The 15,384-nt window shown below is 63.2% G+C and carries 15 protein-coding genes and 1 pseudogene; 7 read left to right on the top strand and 9 right to left on the bottom strand.

The window, feature by feature from the left end; genetic code table 11:
- Window positions 1-10: 10 nt before the first annotated feature.
- Window positions 11-427 carry a DUF2147 domain-containing protein gene (locus tag V7651_RS04010; RefSeq protein ID WP_335612279.1) on the top strand — a complete coding sequence of 139 codons (417 nt, stop codon included), beginning with the start codon at window positions 11-13 and terminating at the stop codon, window positions 425-427.
- Window positions 428-433: 6 nt separating this feature from the next.
- On the opposite strand, the gene V7651_RS04005 is transcribed toward V7651_RS04010, so the two are convergent.
- Window positions 434-799 (bottom strand): hypothetical protein, encoded by a 366-nt coding sequence (locus tag V7651_RS04005; protein WP_335612278.1) that lies wholly within the window; start codon window positions 797-799, stop codon window positions 434-436.
- Window positions 792-1,901 (bottom strand): mechanosensitive ion channel family protein, encoded by a 1,110-nt coding sequence (locus tag V7651_RS04000; RefSeq protein WP_335612277.1) that lies wholly within the window; start codon window positions 1,899-1,901, stop codon window positions 792-794. Before V7651_RS04000 ends, V7651_RS04005 begins: the two co-directional genes overlap by 8 nt.
- Window positions 1,902-2,005: 104 nt before the next feature.
- On the opposite strand from V7651_RS04000, the gene V7651_RS03995 reads away from it, so the two are divergent.
- Window positions 2,006-3,061 carry a methyltransferase domain-containing protein gene (locus tag V7651_RS03995; RefSeq protein WP_335612276.1) on the top strand — a complete coding sequence of 352 codons (1,056 nt, stop codon included), beginning with the start codon at window positions 2,006-2,008 and terminating at the stop codon, window positions 3,059-3,061.
- 3 nt (window positions 3,062-3,064) lie between these two features.
- Here the strand turns inward: V7651_RS03995 and V7651_RS03990 are convergent, their stop codons facing one another.
- Window positions 3,065-3,895, bottom strand: a complete 831-nt coding sequence (locus V7651_RS03990; RefSeq protein WP_335612275.1) for a mechanosensitive ion channel family protein — start codon at window positions 3,893-3,895, stop codon at window positions 3,065-3,067.
- Window positions 3,896-3,909: 14 nt separating this feature from the next.
- On the bottom strand, window positions 3,910-4,668 hold the full coding sequence (locus V7651_RS03985; protein WP_335612274.1) for a hypothetical protein: 759 nt from the start codon (window positions 4,666-4,668) through the stop codon (window positions 3,910-3,912).
- A 314-nt stretch (window positions 4,669-4,982) separates the two neighbouring features.
- On the opposite strand from V7651_RS03985, the pseudogene V7651_RS18670 reads away from it, so the two are divergent.
- Window positions 4,983-5,291 (top strand): annotated as a pseudogene (locus V7651_RS18670) (HU family DNA-binding protein); the annotation flags it as partial.
- Between the two features lie 134 nt (window positions 5,292-5,425).
- Here V7651_RS18670 and V7651_RS03975 read toward each other — a convergent pair.
- Window positions 5,426-7,057, bottom strand: a complete 1,632-nt coding sequence (locus V7651_RS03975) for a cisplatin damage response ATP-dependent DNA ligase (RefSeq protein ID WP_335612272.1) — start codon at window positions 7,055-7,057, stop codon at window positions 5,426-5,428.
- Between the two features lie 94 nt (window positions 7,058-7,151).
- On the opposite strand from V7651_RS03975, the gene V7651_RS03970 reads away from it, so the two are divergent.
- On the top strand, window positions 7,152-7,766 hold the full coding sequence (locus V7651_RS03970; protein ID WP_335612271.1) for a glutathione S-transferase family protein: 615 nt from the start codon (window positions 7,152-7,154) through the stop codon (window positions 7,764-7,766).
- A gap of 129 nt (window positions 7,767-7,895) precedes the next feature.
- Here the strand turns inward: V7651_RS03970 and V7651_RS03965 are convergent, their stop codons facing one another.
- Window positions 7,896-9,104, bottom strand: a complete 1,209-nt coding sequence (locus V7651_RS03965; protein WP_335612270.1) for a S1 family peptidase — start codon at window positions 9,102-9,104, stop codon at window positions 7,896-7,898.
- Window positions 9,105-9,161: 57 nt separating this feature from the next.
- Complete coding sequence (locus V7651_RS03960; protein WP_335612269.1) at window positions 9,162-10,190, bottom strand: ligase-associated DNA damage response exonuclease; 1,029 nt, start codon at window positions 10,188-10,190, stop codon at window positions 9,162-9,164.
- Between the two features lie 116 nt (window positions 10,191-10,306).
- Here V7651_RS03960 and V7651_RS03955 point away from each other — a divergent pair, with 116 nt between their 5' ends.
- Window positions 10,307-11,542 carry an Hsp70 family protein gene (locus V7651_RS03955; protein WP_335612268.1) on the top strand — a complete coding sequence of 412 codons (1,236 nt, stop codon included), beginning with the start codon at window positions 10,307-10,309 and terminating at the stop codon, window positions 11,540-11,542.
- Between the two features lie 401 nt (window positions 11,543-11,943).
- Window positions 11,944-12,333, top strand: coding sequence for a hypothetical protein (locus V7651_RS03950; protein WP_335612267.1), 390 nt, complete (start codon window positions 11,944-11,946; stop codon window positions 12,331-12,333).
- Window positions 12,334-12,392: 59 nt separating this feature from the next.
- Here V7651_RS03950 and V7651_RS03945 read toward each other — a convergent pair whose 3' ends face one another.
- Both V7651_RS03945 and V7651_RS03940 read right to left on the bottom strand, forming a co-directional pair.
- Window positions 12,393-12,791, bottom strand: a complete 399-nt coding sequence (locus V7651_RS03945) for a hypothetical protein (protein WP_335612266.1) — start codon at window positions 12,789-12,791, stop codon at window positions 12,393-12,395.
- 91 nt (window positions 12,792-12,882) lie between these two features.
- On the bottom strand, window positions 12,883-13,680 hold the full coding sequence (locus tag V7651_RS03940) for a hypothetical protein (RefSeq protein WP_335612265.1): 798 nt from the start codon (window positions 13,678-13,680) through the stop codon (window positions 12,883-12,885).
- Window positions 13,681-13,843: 163 nt separating this feature from the next.
- Here V7651_RS03940 and V7651_RS03935 point away from each other — a divergent pair, with 163 nt between their 5' ends.
- Window positions 13,844-15,382 carry a serine hydrolase domain-containing protein gene (locus tag V7651_RS03935; protein ID WP_335612264.1) on the top strand — a complete coding sequence of 513 codons (1,539 nt, stop codon included), beginning with the start codon at window positions 13,844-13,846 and terminating at the stop codon, window positions 15,380-15,382.
- The last annotated feature ends 2 nt before the right edge of the window (window positions 15,383-15,384 follow it).

Below are 15,384 nucleotides of genomic sequence, written 5' to 3'. Positions count from 1 at the left end.
AGGAACCCCCATGAAACCTGTCCTTTTTGCATTTGTCTCCCTTGCCCTCGCGGCAGGATATGCGGGGGCCGACCCTCTCGATGTGGACGGCACCTATGCGACCGAGGAAGAGAACTCGCACATCCAGATTACCGACTGCGGTGACGGTACGCCTTGTGGCACGATCGTCTGGATCGATCCGGCCAGCGTCTCGGACGGCAAGACGCCTGAAACGGCCACAGATGCAGACGGCAAGAAAATCCTCGGCCTGACCATGCTGGAAGGCTTCAAGAAAACGGCAAAGGGCTGGACCGACGGGACGATCTACAACCCGAAAGAAGGCAAGACCTACAGCTCCAAGATGAAGCTGCTGGACGATGGCGTCCTTGAAGTGAAGGGGTGTGTCGGCTTCCTCTGCAAGACGCAGAACTGGAAGCCGGTGGGCTGAGGCGCGCTACTTCCGGAAGGGCAGGCTGACCAGCCGCCAGAGGATCCAGACAGGCAGCACGATGCCGGCGCCGGCCAGGGCGGGCTTCCAGAAATTCTGCAGGGCCCATCCTGCGGCAGCGAGCGTCTGGCGCACGATGGCGCCTATGGCGGCAGGAATGTCGACATCGGGCGAAGACGGGTCGAAATTCGAGGCGAGCACGACAAAGCCGACGAGGATGCAGAGCGCGACCAGCTTGATCCAGCCCCAGACGCCAATGCCGAACAGGCGCTTCAGGATGGGGTGCGGCGGCTCCTTGACGGGTTTCGGGGGCACCGGCGGGGCAGGAGGCGGCGGTAGCGGCTCTACGACAGGCGGTTCGCTCTCATTCATCTTCCGGCGAGTTTAGCACAGCATTGCCCTTGTAGGCGACATTGACCTGATGCGGATAGGGGATCGTGATGCCCTCGCGGTCGAAGGCTTCCTTGACGGCCTTGGTCAAGTCGGCGCGCACCTGAACGAATTCGGGAGTCGCCACCCAGGCGCGCAGGCGCAGCTTCACGCTCCAGTCAGCCAGCGCATGTACGCCCACCCACGTATCTGCCTTGGACAGGACGCGCGGATGATCATTGGCGAGGTCCAGCAGCACTTTCAGCGCGTGGTCCATGTTGTCGTCATAGGAGATGTCGAAATAGAGGTCGAAGCGGCGCCGCGTCTGGCGCGTGTGGTTCACCAGTGGATCTGCCCAGATCATGTTATTGGTGACGATGACGACCTTGTTGTCGACCTGTTTCAGCGACGTCGTGAAGGGCGAAATATCGGTCACTTCGCCTTCCAGATTGGCAAGGCTGACATAGTCGCCGATCCGAAAGGGGCGCAGTATGGCCAGCATGACCCCCGCCGCAACGGATTTCATCGTGTCCTGCAGGCCGAGGCCGATGGCGAGCCCCATGGCACCGAGCACGGCAGCGAGGGATGTGGTCGGGAAGCCGAGCTGCGTCAGCGCTGTGACGATCGCGATCGCGAAAATCAGGTATTTCACCATCGAGCCGGCAAAGGCGAAGAGGGTGTCGTCTGCGCCGGTGCGCCGATGGGCCTTGCCGCCGAAATTGCGCAGCGAACGTGCGATCCAGTTGGCAAAGAGGATGGCGACCACGAGGATGGCCACAGCTGCAATGGCACCGGCGCCACGATCCTCGATCATGCTGCGCCAGTCATAGCCCGCCAGGCCAAGCGGCAGCGGCGACATCAGGATGAGGGCGAACATGCGCGCAACGGAGGCGCCAAGGTCCCAACTGGATCCCTCGAAATCATGATCCTTCGGCGTCACGATCTTGCCGACCAGCACGACCAGCCACTTCACGCCAATCGCAACAATCCAGATGGCCACCACGGCGGCCAGCACAAGCGCCCATTTCAGGACCTGGGGTTCGGCGGCCTGCGCCCAGGCGGGCCAGCCAGTCATGTCGATCTCGGGCATCATGGTCGCACTCATGTCACGCGCCGGGGCGGTCTTCAACTGAACTTTCACGCATTGGTGACTGGTGAAACAGCCGCGCTTGCGGCAGGTGGGAGGCAACAGAGCGCAGGAGACATCGCATGAACAAACAGGTCGTCCAGGAATATTACGGAGACATCCTGCAATCCTCGTCGGACCTGCGCACCGATGCCTGTACGACCGATGCGGCGCCGCCCTTGCATGTGCGCATGGCGCTGGGCCGTGTACATGACGCGGTGTCTGCGCGCTATTATGGCTGCGGACTGGCCATTCCGGCGCAGCTGGAGGGCCTGCGCGTGCTGGACCTTGGCTGCGGGGCAGGGCGGGACGTCTATGCGCTGGCCAGCCTTGTCGGTCCGAAGGGCCATGTCACGGGTGTGGACATGACGCCCGAACAGCTGGCCGTCGCCCGTGAACACGAGGGCTGGCATGCCGAGGCGTTCGGCTATGACAGACCCAACACGACCTTCATCGAGGGTGAGCTTGAGAAGCTGGATGAGCTGGACCTCGAAGCCGGCAGCTTCGATCTCATCATCTCCAATTGCGTGATCAATCTCTGCTCTGACAAGCCGGCCGTGTTCCGCGCCGCGCACCGCCTGCTGAAGCCCGGCGGCGAGCTTTATTTCTCTGATGTCTATGCCGACCGGCGCATTCCGGCAGACCTTGTGAAGGACCCGGTGCTGTATGGCGAATGCCTGTCGGGCGCGCTTTACTGGGGCGACTATCAGGCCGTGGCCATGGCAGCCGGATTCGGCGACCCGCGCGTGGTTGACCATCGCCCGCTGGCAATCCTCGATCCGGAACTAAAGGGCAAGGTCGGGCAGATCCGCTTTGCCTCCGTCACCGCGCGCCTCTTCAAGCTGGATGGCCTTGAGCCTGCCTGTGAGGACTACGGACAGGCGGTGATCTATCGCGGCGGCGTGGAAGGCATGGAGGACGTTTTCATCCTCGACGCCGAACACGCCATCGAGCATGGCCGCGTCTTTCCGGTGTGCGGCAACACGCTGGCCATGCTGATGGAGACACGCTTCGCCACCCATTTCTACGTGGTGGGCGCGGGCGACAGGCATTTTGGCCTGTTGCCGGGCTGCGCCGCGCCGGATGTGTTCGCGGCGGGCGACATGCCGACAGCTGCACCCGTGGGCGGGTGCTGCTGAGCGCTATTCCTTGTTGACGTTGACCTGGTGCGGATACGGGATCGAGATGCCCGCCTCATCAAGGGCGTTCTTGACGTTCTGGATCAGCGACCAGCGCGTCTCCCAATAATCGGGTGTCCTGACCCATGGCCGGGCAATGATGTCGACCGAGCTTGAATTCAGCTCGCTGACACGCACGACCGGGGCAGGGTCTGCTAGCACACGGGTGTCGGCCTTGATGACGCTCTCGATCACGTTGATCGCATTCTCCATGCCGTCGCCATAGTCGATGCCGAATAGCAGATCGATGCGGCGCGTCGGATAGCCGGCATAGTTCTTGATGACGCCGTCTATGGCCTGACTGTTCGGGACGATGACCTGCACATTGTCGGGCGTTGCGAGGATGGTCTGGAACAGGTTGATCTCTTTCACTGTGCCGCCCACGCCAGCCACCTCGATATACTGGCCAACGCCGTAGGGCCGGAACAGCATGATCATGATGCCCGACGCGATATTGCCGAGGGCGCCCTGCAGGGAGAGGCCGATGGCCAGGGTCATGGCGCCAAGGATGGCAACGAAGCTGGTCGCCTGTACGCCGAAGAGCTGCAGCGCGGCGATCAGCGTCGCGGCCGTCATGAACCAGCGCACGAGCGAGGCAAAGAAGCTGCCAAGCGTCTCATCTATGTTCGGCCGCTTGATGGCCTGCTTGCGGACGAAGCTCGCCATGGCGCCGGAAATGCGCAGGCCGATGATCAGGACGAGGAAGGCGCCAAGCGCTTTCAGGCCATAGCCCGCGAGAGCCGGCCAATGTTCCTCGAACTGGGCTTGCCAGTCGATACTGTTCAGAAAGTCCATGAATTACTCCAGTGTCAGGCGGCCTGCACAGCGCCATGGGCACCGCGCTTAAGCCGCAGGGAAAGGACGATGACAGCGACCACGCCGGTGATGATGGCGAGCCAGTTCATGTCCGTGATCGTCCAGTTGTTGAGAAGAATGCCGAGCAGGCCCCAGCCAAGGGCAACGTAGAACCAGAGGCTGCGGCTGACGAAACGGGTAAAGGCCCACGCGGCCAGCATGGCTGGCACCAGCGTGGCCCAGAGCATCAGCCATGGCTGGTCCGTCGGGCCGAGGGTTGAGAAATGGCGAATGGTGAGGGGGATGGAAATGGCGGCGGCCACCGTTATCCAGCCGGAGAGGAGGCCGGTGGTCATGTCAGCCGTGAGCTTTGCGATGCTGCCGCCCATGCCGCGCATGCGGTCAAACTGCCAGGCGGAAAACCAGGCGGCGGCGCCAATCGGAAACAGCAGGGCAAAGTCCAGCGGCTGTGACACGATCAGTTGCGCGCTCAGCATCCAGACCACGTTCATCAGGCCGGCAATGGCGAGCGGCATGGCGATGCGCTCCATCCACGGCTCGCGGCGGAATGTGGCGAACAGGGCGAATGCCAAATAGGCCAGGAAAATAAGGCTCCAGATCGAGAAGAAGACGGGCAGGGGCTGTTCCGGCGCACCAAGGTTACGCGTCGCATTTCCGATCGGCGTACCGATTCCCGCAAGCGGCGCGAGCGCGCCAGAAAGCGGCTGCAGCAGCGCAAGGAGAATCAGGATGAAGGGCCGTTGTTTCTGCATAAGGGCTGATATGTACCTCAAAACGCGCCTGTCCACGTGGCCCAACTGAAAAAAGTTTGATGCAGCGATGCGAATTGGCGTTATACGCCGACGCCTCTGCGGAGATTCAACAAAGGAATTTGCTCATGGCAATCAAACCTGCGGCCAAGAAGGCCGCTGCGAAACCTGCAGCCACCAAGGCGGCTGTCGCGAAAAAACCTGCGGCCACCAAGGCGGCTGCAAAGCCTGCCGCGAAAGCCAAGCCTGCTGCAAAAGCAAAACCGGCTGCAAAGCCAGCTGCGAAACCGGCCGCAAAAGCTGCCGCTAAACCAGCTGCTGCACCGGCCAAGGCTGCAACGAAAACGGCACCGACCGTCACACTGCGTCAGATGTCTGTCGACATGGCCGAGACCCACGGTCTCACCAAGAAACAGTCGCAGGAAATCTTCGACGACATGGCGACACAGATCACGAAACGCCTGAAAAAAGGCGAGCGGATCCGTATCAACGGTCTTGGCACGCTGGAAGTGCGCAAACGTCCGGCACGCATGGGCCGCAACCCGGCAACGGGCGAAGCCATCAAGATCAAGGCTTCGAAAAAGGTCGCCTTCCGCGTTGCGAAGGAACTGAAAGAGACCGTCTGATAACGGATTTCTTTTTGAACTGAATTTGAAAGGGCCGGCCTTTAAGGGGCTGGCCCTTTTTTTATTTGCTCGAGGCTGTTCGCCGCTTTCGCGGCGGCCTCTGCTCCTGCGCCTTGCTTGTGTTGGCCCTTTTTTTATTGGCCCTGCTCAGCCAGCAGCGCTTCAAGCGTTTCGATCCGGTCGGCCTCCGCTGTCGGCTTGTCCCACCGGATGCGGTTGATGCGCGGGAAGCGCATGGCGAGGCCGGACTTGTGGCGCGGCGAGCGCTGCAGGCCTTCAAAGGCCACTTCCAGCACGATACCCGTCTCCTTGTTCGCGGTCACCGAGCGTACCGGCCCGAACCGGTCAATCGTATTGGCGCGCACGAAGGCATCGAGCTGTTTCAGTTCTTCGTCGGTAAAACCGAAATAGGCCTTGCCCACCGGGGTCAATTCGTCTTTGCCCTCGTTTTCCCGCCAGACGCCGAACGTGAAGTCGGAATAGAAGCTGGAGCGTTTGCCATGCCCGCGCTGGGCATACATCATCACCGCATCGACGAGGTAGGGATCGCGCTTCCACTTGTACCACAGGCCCTTCGGCCGCCCGGCGAGATAGGCGCTGTCCCAGCGTTTCAGCATCACGCCTTCGATTTCCGGGGCAGGGGGATCAAGCCGCGCATCATCCAGCTTTGCCAGCGTGGTGATCGGCACAAGCGGCGACAGGTCAAACCGGTCGCTCTCGATCGTCAGGATGAAATCCTCCAGCCGTTCCCGGCGCTCACGGAAGGTCAGGCCGCGTACGTCGCGCTTACCATCCACCAGAAGGTCATAGGCGCGGATGAAGGCGGGATGCGTCTCCATCTGTTTCTTCGAAACGGTCTTGCGGTTGAGGCGCTGCTGCAGCGCGTTGAAGGGCGCGACCGTTCCGTCAGGATTACGCACCAGCAGTTCGCCATCGAGCGTGCCTTCGAAATCCATCGCGGCCACCACATCCGGGAAGGCGTGGGAGATGTCGTCGCCGGTGCGCGTATAGATGCGCCGTGTGCCGCGCTCGGCGGAGGCCTGCACGCGGATACCGTCATATTTCCATTCGGCGGCGAAGGCCTCGGCGGTGATGTGCGCGGGATCGACGGCATCCGGATTGTCGCGGTCCGCCTTGGGCACCAGCGGGTGGGCGAGCATGACCGGCCGGAAGGGCGCGGCGATATCAGGGCTCGGCCTCTCGGCGCGGTCTTCGAGCCAGGCGAACAGCGACTCGTAGGGCGGTGCGAGGCCGTGCCAGATCTCCTCGATATCGGTCACGTCCTTGTTGCCGAATTCCGCGAGCGCCAGCTTGGCGAGCCGCGCGGAGACGCCGATTCGCAATCCGCCTGTCAGCAGTTTCAGGAAGGCCCAGCGGCCCGTCGCGTCGAGGCCGTCGAGCCAGCCGGCAACCAGGCGCGGTGTCTCGGCGCGTGTTGCCTCGTTCAGCGTTTCGACAATATCCGACAGTGGCGGCGTGCGGTTGGCCCCGCGCGATTCCGGCCAGACGAGGCTGACGGTTTCGGCGAGGTCGCCGACATAGTCATAGGAGAGCGCGAAAAGTTCGGCGTCCATCCGCCCGTCCATGAGTGAGCGGATCATGGCGGGCTTGGCGTTCGGAATGTCGAGATCGCCCGTGATCGCCCCGAGGGCATAGCCGCGGTCCGGGTCTGGCGCGGTGGCAAAATAGGCCGCCATCAGGCGCAGCTTGCCGTTGCGGGAAGGCGTCAGGACCAGTCGGTCGAGCAGATCGGCAAAGGCTTGCATGCAGTCCTACATAGGGCCAAACAGGGTTCATGACAGCGTCGGAAACAGGCGCGCAGCCGATAATGGCCCATACGTCTCAAAGGGAAATTCGTTCATGACGCTCAAGCTTCACCATCTCAACGCCTCGCGTTCGCAGCGCATTGTCTGGCTGCTGGCCGAACTTGGTGTACCGCACGAGATTGTCCACTACACCCGCAACAAGGTGACGAACCTGGCGCCGCCGGAGCTGCTGAAGATCCACCCGATGGGCAAGTCGCCGCTGCTGGAAGACGGGGATGTCGTGATCGCCGAGACGGGCGCCATCGCGGAATACCTGATGGGCAGGTATGACACCGACTATCATCTGCACCCGCGCCCCAGTTCGCCGGAATTCCCGCGCTATCTGGAATGGCTGCACGCGGCCGAGGGGGCGATCTTCCTGCCGGGCCTGCTGCAGGTCTATTTTGCCCGCGTCGACATGACGGGCAATCCGGCGAAGGAGATGATGGCGGCAGAGCGCGAGAAGGCGGCCAGCACGATCGAGGCGCACCTTGCGAAGTATCCCTACTTTGCCGGTGAGCGCTTCACGGCGGCTGACTGCCTGATGGGCTTCCAGATCCTGATGTCAGATGCGCAGGGCGGCCTCGAAAACCGGCCCGCGACGAAGGCCTGGTTCGAGAAGATGAAGGCCCGCCCTGCCTATCAGAAGATGCTGGAAGTGGGCATCTAGGCCGAGGCCGGGATTCGCCGCCCCTGCCTGCGCAGGGGACACGGAAGCCATGTTACGGACCTGAATTTCGAAACAACATGCCTCCTGAGGCCGTGTCCGCTGCGGAGGCAGGGGCGCGGCGGGGCGGCACTATTTGCACACGTCCGGACTGGCATCGCAGAGGGCCATGACCGAGCTGATCCAGCTGGAATAGCCCTGCAGGTTTGTGTAGCGACCATTATAGTCGCCGGCGCAGAATTCGCCCGTGGCGCGGTTCTGCTCGACGACGGATAGCACGCCGACAACGGTCTTTGAGCTATCTGCCTCTGCGACGTAGAGCGGGCCGCCGCTGTCGCCGATGCAGGGGCCTGCGCCGCCTGCACTGGCGACATTGATCAGCGACGGGCCGTCAGCGGTGATCTTCAGCTGCGTCGACATCAAATTGTTCGACAGGCTGCCGCCATAATGCGTCAGGCCCCAGCCGGCCATGTCGGCCATGGGATAATTGGCGGGCGCGAGCGGCTTGAGCGTGGCGCCGTAGCGGGCGACGGGCACATCGGCGATGGGCGCGATCTGGGCATCGTCGAGGCGGATCAGGGCGAGGTCATTGGCGTAGCCATTGGCCGTTCCGAGATAGCCGGCATGGCAAACGGCGACTGTGGCGCTGGTGACTTTGGCCAGCGGGCTGCGGATGTTGGCGGCGTCGCCGATGAGGCGGAGTTCCTGGTAATCATCGTCAACGCAGTGGGCGGCGGTGACGAACCAGTTGGGGGCGATGCGCGTGGCGCTGCAGTGGCCACTGGTGATTGTGCCGTCGGGCTGGGGCGCGCGGGGCTCGAGCTTCACGATGCCGGGAAAGCTGGCGAGGCTGGCGGCGAGGCCGTTGACGGCTTCGGGTGCGGCGAGGCCTTCTTCCTGTTCGGTCGCGCCGGAAACTGCAGCAATCGTTGGGGTTGGCGGGCTGCCGACAGGGCGGCCACAGCTGGCGGCATTGAGCGAGGCGAGCGTGATTTCGGGCACTTGCACGGCAAGGGCCATGCCGCCCACGGACTCGGGCTGAAGGGCGGTTTCATCGGTCGTTTCGGGGGTACTCGCGGGGACTTCCGTGTCCGTTCCCGGCCCGTTCGGCGTGACTTCGGAGTCCGTTGTCGTGGTACTCGCAGGTGTTTCGGGCACCACTTCGACCGAACTCGTGACCGTGTCGTCGAAAAGGTCATCCGGCAGCTGGCCCAGTGTGCCGGACGTGTCGTCAGGTTTCTCTGCAGCCGTCTCCGGCGGGTCTCCGGGCAAGCGGATGGCGTCGCAGGCTGTGAGCGCGAACAGGGCGGCAGTGGCCGCGAGGAGGGCTGGGTGTTTCATGTCGTCCCCTTTGAAAGCACCGATAGGCCTTACTAAAGGGGCCAAGGCGCGGTGGGGTCAACCTGCCTCGTCGTCATAGGCGACCATGCGCAGGGGCCGGGCGCGGCGGCCTTCCAGCTCTGCCCAGCGGACAAGGGCGTCTTCGCGGCCATAGGTGACCCATAATTCTTCGGGGTTCACTTCGCGCACGGTGTCGGTCAGCTCGTCCCAGTCGGCATGGTCGGAGATGACGAGGGGCAGCTCGACGCCGCGCTGCTTGGCCCGCTGTTTGATGCTCATCCAGCCGGAGGCAAAGCCGAGGATCGGGTCGGGGAAGCGCTGGGCCCATTTGCCTTCAAAGGCGCCGGGCGGGGCAATGATGATCTTGCCGCGAAAGGCCTCGCGGGCGGCCTTGGATGTGTCGTCGCTGGTGGCGAGAATGAGCGTGCCAAGGTCGATGCCGACGGACTGGTAATGCGCGCAGAGCTTTTCGAGGCTGCCATGGATGAAGATCGGTTCGTCATAGCCGGCGAGGCGCAGGTGGCGGATGACGCGCTGGGCCTTGCCGAGCGAATAGGCGCCGATGCAATGGGCGCGTTCGGGAAAGTCCTCCACGCTTTGCAGGAGGCGGTTGATCTCGTGGCCGGTGTCCGGGTGGCGGAAGACGGGCAGGGCGAAGGTCGCCTCGGAAATGAAGACATGCGTGTTCTCGACCGGCTCGAACGTCGCGCAGGTCGGGTCGAAGCGGCGCTTGTAGTCGCCGGTAAAGGTCATGCGCAAGCCCTTGTGCTCAACCACGACCTGGGCCGAGCCGAGGATATGGCCGGCGGGCGCGAGCCAGACTGTGACGCCATTGATCTCGACGGTTTCGCCATATTCGAGCGCCTGCGTGGACTTGGCGAAATTGGCGCCATAGCGGCAGGCCATGATGGCGAGCGTGTCCGGATGGGCGAGCACTTTGCCATGTCCGCCGCGCGCATGGTCTGAATGGCCATGGCTGATGACGGCCCGCTCGACCGCGCCGCGCACCGGATCAAGGTAGAAATCGCCCGGCGGGCAATAGAGGCCCTTCGGCGTGGGCTGCAGCAGGAGATCGGGGCGAAGCATGTTCAGAATGTAGGCGATTGCGCAAAGCGGGGAAGGGGCTGGCTGCCGTGCCTTTCGCTTTGGGCCCAAGTGAGGTAGGCGGTTCAGCCGCATTCCCCGCACCGAGGGCACCTCCCATGCAAGTCGGCATCGATTTCGGCACGTCGAATACATCCATCGCGTTTCGCAGCGCGAAGGGCACGCAGCTGATCGCGCTGGAGCCGGATGCGACGTCGATCCCGACGGCGGTATTCTATGGCTCGAATTCGGGCGAATATGCCATCGGCGCGGAGGCGGTGAGTGCCTACGAGTCCGGCGAGGAAGGCCGGTTGATGCGGTCGATCAAGTCTGTGCTCGGCTCGTCGCTGATTGACGAGACGACGGAAGTGGGCCGGCGCCGCCTGCCGTTTCGCGATGTGATCGCGCATTTCCTGACGCGCGTGATTGCCCGCGCCGAGGCGGAGACGGGCGAGCGCGTCGACTCGGTGATCCAGGGGCGGCCGGTCTCGTTCAATGACCGCCACCCGGAACTCGACGCGCGGGCGCAGACCATCCTTGAGGCCTGCCTCAATGTGGCGGGTGTTGATCAGGTGGAGTTCCTTGACGAGCCGGTGGCGGCGGCGCGCTCGGTCAGCTTTGCGGCGGGCCGGGAGAAGCTGGTCTTCGTGGTCGATATCGGGGGCGGTACATCCGACTTTTCGGTTGTGCGCATTTCATCTGACAATGCGGGCTTTGATGTGCTGGGCAGCGCCGGGCTTTACGTGGGCGGCAACGACTTTGACCACATGCTGAGCTTCTTCGAGCTGTCGAAACTGTTCGGGCATATGGAGACGCTGGCGCTGAACGGGCTGCCGGTGCCGTCGGCGCCCTATTCGATCCTGTCGGACTGGAAGAGCCTCAACAAGCTCTACACGCGCGATGTTCAGAAGCAGATCACCTGGATGAAGATGAACAGCCCGCAGAGCGAAGGCATTCTCGCCTTCGACTATCTGGTGCGCCACCATGAGGCCCATGCCTATGCCAAGCGCACCGAGCAGATCAAGATTGGCCTCAGCGGAGCCGACGAGCAGGTCTTCGCCTATGACACGCCGGACGCGCACCTTGAAAAGATTGTGACGCGCGCGGCCTTCGAAAGCCTGATCGACGAGGCGATTTCCAAGATGGACGCTGTGGCGGTCGAATGCCTCGCGCGGGCCGGGGCGCGGCAGGAACAGATCACCGATATTGTCATGGTCGGCGGCTCGACCTTCATTCCGCTGGTGCAGGATCGGCTGGCAGCGCGGTTCGGCAATGCGACCCTGTCAGCGAACGATCGCTTCGGCGCGGTGGCCAAGGGCCTCGCCGTGCACGGGGCGGCGATGGCGAAGGCCTAAGGCGGCGCGATTGCTCGCCGTCAAACTCTGGACTCGGCGCGGCCCTCAACTTGTGGCAGAAATGCTGAATGTGGGGACGGGTTTTGCAGCTAATTCTCTATGGCGTTGTTTGTGCGACAATCCCTGTTGCGCTGCATATTCCAAAACTATTGGGAGACGAAAGCCTTGCGAAATATGTTGCCAAATATCGGTGTGATCTCGCGACGGCTATAATTCATGGCACGCCGCCTCACCGGCCTCGGGACAAGTTTGGGCCACGTGTACAAAGGGATCCGGAAGCTTGGCGAACCGATACATTCATCGTGCCCCCCACTTTCGCTCGGATCAGGCGCCCGCAGCCATATGGCTGGGATGTGATAATCAGGCTGCACAAACGTGATGCTTCCGGCGTCTCCAGGGACTTGGTCAGTGTTGAAGATCAGATACCTTTTGATCCCCAGAACTGTGGCATGCCGTTTAACCGGACGCTCAAAGTCGGAATGACGGGCTCGATTTTCGCTGAAGCCTCATCCTCACATGAAGTCGACGAGTATGTATTCCACGATTTTGCCGTTGAGCCATTCGCGGGCTCCATACTTGTGAAGTTCGATTATTTTCCTGCGCATTCGCGGTTCAATGAAGGCAGCATGCCGGATCAAACACTTGTCGTTCGTGCCTCGCCCGGCAAAGGGGGCTGGGCTTTTGAAGAAGTGGAGCGGACCCCCATATTATTTGGTCGCTCCCGTATTTGGGAGGCGGACGAACCAGGCGTCGAGACCAAGCTTCGGCAGGCCGCTTCTCAAAATCGCTAGCCCTTGGCGCGGTGGCCAAGGGCCTTGCGGTGCATGGCGCGGCGATGGCGAAGTCCTAGTCAGGCCTTCGTGCGGAAGAGGGATTCGGCTGCGCTGCGAAAGGCCTCGGCGTCTTCGGCGCTGTAGAAGGGGCGGGAGGCGAATGTCCTGCCGCCCGGCGCGGTGAGCATGACTTTCCACATGTCCTGCGTTTCCACCCAGTCGAGCTGTTTCAGCGCGAACCGCACCTGATCGCGCGGCGTGAAGGCCTGCGTCTCGGCCGGGCGGAACGGGCGGTGGACCGCGATGCTGAGATGGCCGGGCGAGATGATCCACCGGGATGAGGCGACGATCATGGCCGCGCCGAGAAAGAATATGCCGATGAGCCCCGTGGCGAGCACGATGAGGGCCACAAGCGGCGAGACGGAACCGGGCGGCCACAGGCCGTGCCGCAGGAGCCAGGCCGGGATCAGCAGCATGGCCAGACCTGCCAGCGCCAGCGCGAGGCGGACAACGGGCGTGACAGGAACGTCATGGTCAATTCGGGTGGGGCGCGGCGTGGCCAGCGCTTCAGCCTGCCGACATGCCGCGCATATAGGCGGCGCGGCGGGCCAGCGGCAGTTTGCCCAGCTCCTCGTAGATTGTGATCATTGTGTTGCAGACCGCCATGGCCTGTTCATCGGTGGGCTCGGGCGCGCCGATATAGGTGGCGCCGGTGCCTGCGGCCGGCTTGTCGCTGAAGACGCCGCCCATCCATGTCTGCACATCACGCATCGGCGAGACCTCGAAGCCGCCCTGATCGGGCGCATTCAGGATAGCGAGCGTGATGGCGCTTTCGGCATTGCGCAGTTCGGCCATCCGGTCGGAGGCGATGCGGGGCGCGAGGCCCATCGCAGCGCGGGCGCAATCCTGCGCGTCGGTCGTCTCGAATTCGCGGAACTCCTTGAGCGTCACGTCGGCAAAATCCGAGGCTTGCTGGTCGGTGGCGCGCAGCATGGCCTTGTTGGATTCCTCGATCAGGGCAGGCCTTATGGCGTCGCCGCCCGCGCGCCCGGCCTCTTCATAGGTGGCGCCATTGCTGCGGGCCGTGGCGGCGGTCTCGAGGAAGAGGGTTTCCGTTTCCGGACGCAGCCGGAAGAGGGCGAGGAACAGCGCGGCGTCCATCTGGCCATTGGCGGCAGCGGCCTCGAATTCGGGGATGATGATGGCCTGCAGTTCGGCCTCGTCAGCGCCGAGTGTGCCGGTGTCGGCCCGATCCATCTGTGCTTCGCCGTCCGGCGCGGGTGACGGCTCCTGCCTGCCGCAGGCGACCAGCAGCAGGCCTGCACTGAGCAGGACGATATGCATGAAATTCCGAGTATGCGTCATTGGCGATAAGCCTCCCCATTTCTGTCTTCAGGATTAAAGGCGTCGTAAGGGGGGCAAACGGGTCAGGGCGCTCGTGGGGTTGCGGAATTCTTAACTGCCCCGCCATACTTGCGACATGAAAGGATGTGCATAGAGTTGCGCATTCAACAGGAGAGATTTGCCCATGCGTCCCGCCAGAGCCGTGATCGTGTCCCTTGCTGCGCTTGCAGTGTCTGCCATGCCTGCCTTGGCGCAGGAGGGCGGCAATACAGACGAGATGGACGCCGCGCTGGCCGCCGGCTGGAAAGCGAGCTTCACCTGCTCTGACCTGTTCAATGCCGGTCAGTCCATGGCGGAAATCGAGCAGAACGATCTCTCCGGCATCTATCCCGATTACCAGCGTGCCTATGACAAGCTGCCCGGCGCGCAGGTGAACACGATGCAGAAGACCGTGTCGGTGACCTATTCGGCAACGATGCCGCTGCGCATTGCGGCCTGGCGCCCGGGCTTTGGCTGTACGCAGCTGCCAATCGGCGCGGATTCGAGCCAGATTGCCTTCCTGCCGCATTTCGCCAGCTGGCCGGCTGCGCCTGCCGCTGACCGGGGCAGCGCCATCGGCTCGAACGTGAAGATCCAGCTGCGCACCGAAGAGGCCGAACGTCTGGAACTGCCGGTCTCGTCGGCCTTTGACGAGCGCACTTATGGCAATGGCACGCGCACGAGCGCCGTGCTGGTCGTGCGCGACGGACAGGTCGTGGCCGAGCGTTACGCGCTGGGTGTGGACCATGAGACGCCGCAGAGGACATGGTCTGTCGGCAAGTCCATCGCGGCGACCGTGCTGGGCGCAGCGCGGCGCAACGGCATCATCGATATCGATTATCCGGCCGTGATTGACGCCTGGAACAATGGCGCCGACCCGCGCCGCAACATCACGATCCGCAACCTGATGAACATGGGCAGCGGTCTCGACAGCGGTGAGCGCGGCTCGCGCACCGACCGGATCTATTTCGGGGGCGGGCGCGTGGTTGACCAGGCCGCGACCAAGGTGCTGGAAGCAGCGCCGGGCACGCGGTTCAAATATGCCAATGACGACACGCTGATCGCGATGCGGGCCCTGCGCGAGGCGATGAAGGATGACGATGCCTTCCACCGCTTCCCGTATGAGAAAGTGCTGAACAAGATCGGCGCGGCGCATACGACGATGGAGATTGACTGGAACGGCGATTTCATCGCGTCGAGCCAGGTCTGGTCAACGGCGCGTGACCTTGCGCGTGTGGGCCAGCTCTACTTGCAGGACGGCATGTGGGGCAATGAGCGCCTGCTGCCGGAAGGCTGGGCGAAATTCGTGCGCACGCCGGCGCCTGCGCAGCCTGCGACGGGCCCGGGCTATGGCGCGCAATTCTGGCTGATGACCGATGCGCCGGGCGTGCCGTCTGACGTGTATTACATGGCGGGCAACCGGGGGCAGTATGTCGTTATTGCACCGAGCATGAATGCCGTGATCGTGCGGCGCGGCTATGACGCCAATGGCGGGGCAGGCTTCGAGATCAATGACTTTACGCGCGACGTGTTGCTGGCGCTGCAGGCGGCCGATGATGAGCGGGCATGGCAGCGCTCGCAGGCCGAGCTGGAGACGCAGATGGAAAACATGACGCCGAAGGAACGCGCGAAATTCCTCGCCGACCAGCAGGCCGCGCAGGCGATGCAGGCCCAGCCGAACTAGGC

The sequence above is a fragment of the Hyphomonas oceanitis genome (genome assembly GCF_036964545.1).
In the GTDB taxonomy this organism is placed as follows: domain Bacteria; phylum Pseudomonadota; class Alphaproteobacteria; order Caulobacterales; family Hyphomonadaceae; genus Hyphomonas; species Hyphomonas oceanitis.
Note: the sequence above shows the minus strand (reverse complement) of the source record. Positions and strands in the feature narration are given on the sequence as shown.

What these genes read in the sequence shown, in the direction of transcription:
- V7651_RS04010 (WP_335612279.1), top strand. Translation starts at nt 11, where the DNA reads ATGAAACCTGTCCTTTTTGCATTTGTCTCCCTTGCCCTCGCGGCAGGA.
- V7651_RS04005 (WP_335612278.1), bottom strand. Translation starts at nt 799, where the DNA reads ATGAATGAGAGCGAACCGCCTGTCGTAGAGCCGCTACCGCCGCCTCCT.
- V7651_RS04000 (WP_335612277.1), bottom strand. Translation starts at nt 1,901, where the DNA reads ATGAGTGCGACCATGATGCCCGAGATCGACATGACTGGCTGGCCCGCC.
- V7651_RS03995 (WP_335612276.1), top strand. Translation starts at nt 2,006, where the DNA reads ATGAACAAACAGGTCGTCCAGGAATATTACGGAGACATCCTGCAATCC.
- V7651_RS03990 (WP_335612275.1), bottom strand. Translation starts at nt 3,895, where the DNA reads ATGGACTTTCTGAACAGTATCGACTGGCAAGCCCAGTTCGAGGAACAT.
- V7651_RS03985 (WP_335612274.1), bottom strand. Translation starts at nt 4,668, where the DNA reads ATGCAGAAACAACGGCCCTTCATCCTGATTCTCCTTGCGCTGCTGCAG.
- V7651_RS03975 (WP_335612272.1), bottom strand. Translation starts at nt 7,057, where the DNA reads ATGCAAGCCTTTGCCGATCTGCTCGACCGACTGGTCCTGACGCCTTCC.
- V7651_RS03970 (WP_335612271.1), top strand. Translation starts at nt 7,152, where the DNA reads ATGACGCTCAAGCTTCACCATCTCAACGCCTCGCGTTCGCAGCGCATT.
- V7651_RS03965 (WP_335612270.1), bottom strand. Translation starts at nt 9,104, where the DNA reads ATGAAACACCCAGCCCTCCTCGCGGCCACTGCCGCCCTGTTCGCGCTC.
- V7651_RS03960 (WP_335612269.1), bottom strand. Translation starts at nt 10,190, where the DNA reads ATGCTTCGCCCCGATCTCCTGCTGCAGCCCACGCCGAAGGGCCTCTAT.
- V7651_RS03955 (WP_335612268.1), top strand. Translation starts at nt 10,307, where the DNA reads ATGCAAGTCGGCATCGATTTCGGCACGTCGAATACATCCATCGCGTTT.
- V7651_RS03945 (WP_335612266.1), bottom strand. Translation starts at nt 12,791, where the DNA reads ATGCTGCTGATCCCGGCCTGGCTCCTGCGGCACGGCCTGTGGCCGCCC.
- V7651_RS03940 (WP_335612265.1), bottom strand. Translation starts at nt 13,680, where the DNA reads ATGACGCATACTCGGAATTTCATGCATATCGTCCTGCTCAGTGCAGGC.
- V7651_RS03935 (WP_335612264.1), top strand. Translation starts at nt 13,844, where the DNA reads ATGCGTCCCGCCAGAGCCGTGATCGTGTCCCTTGCTGCGCTTGCAGTG.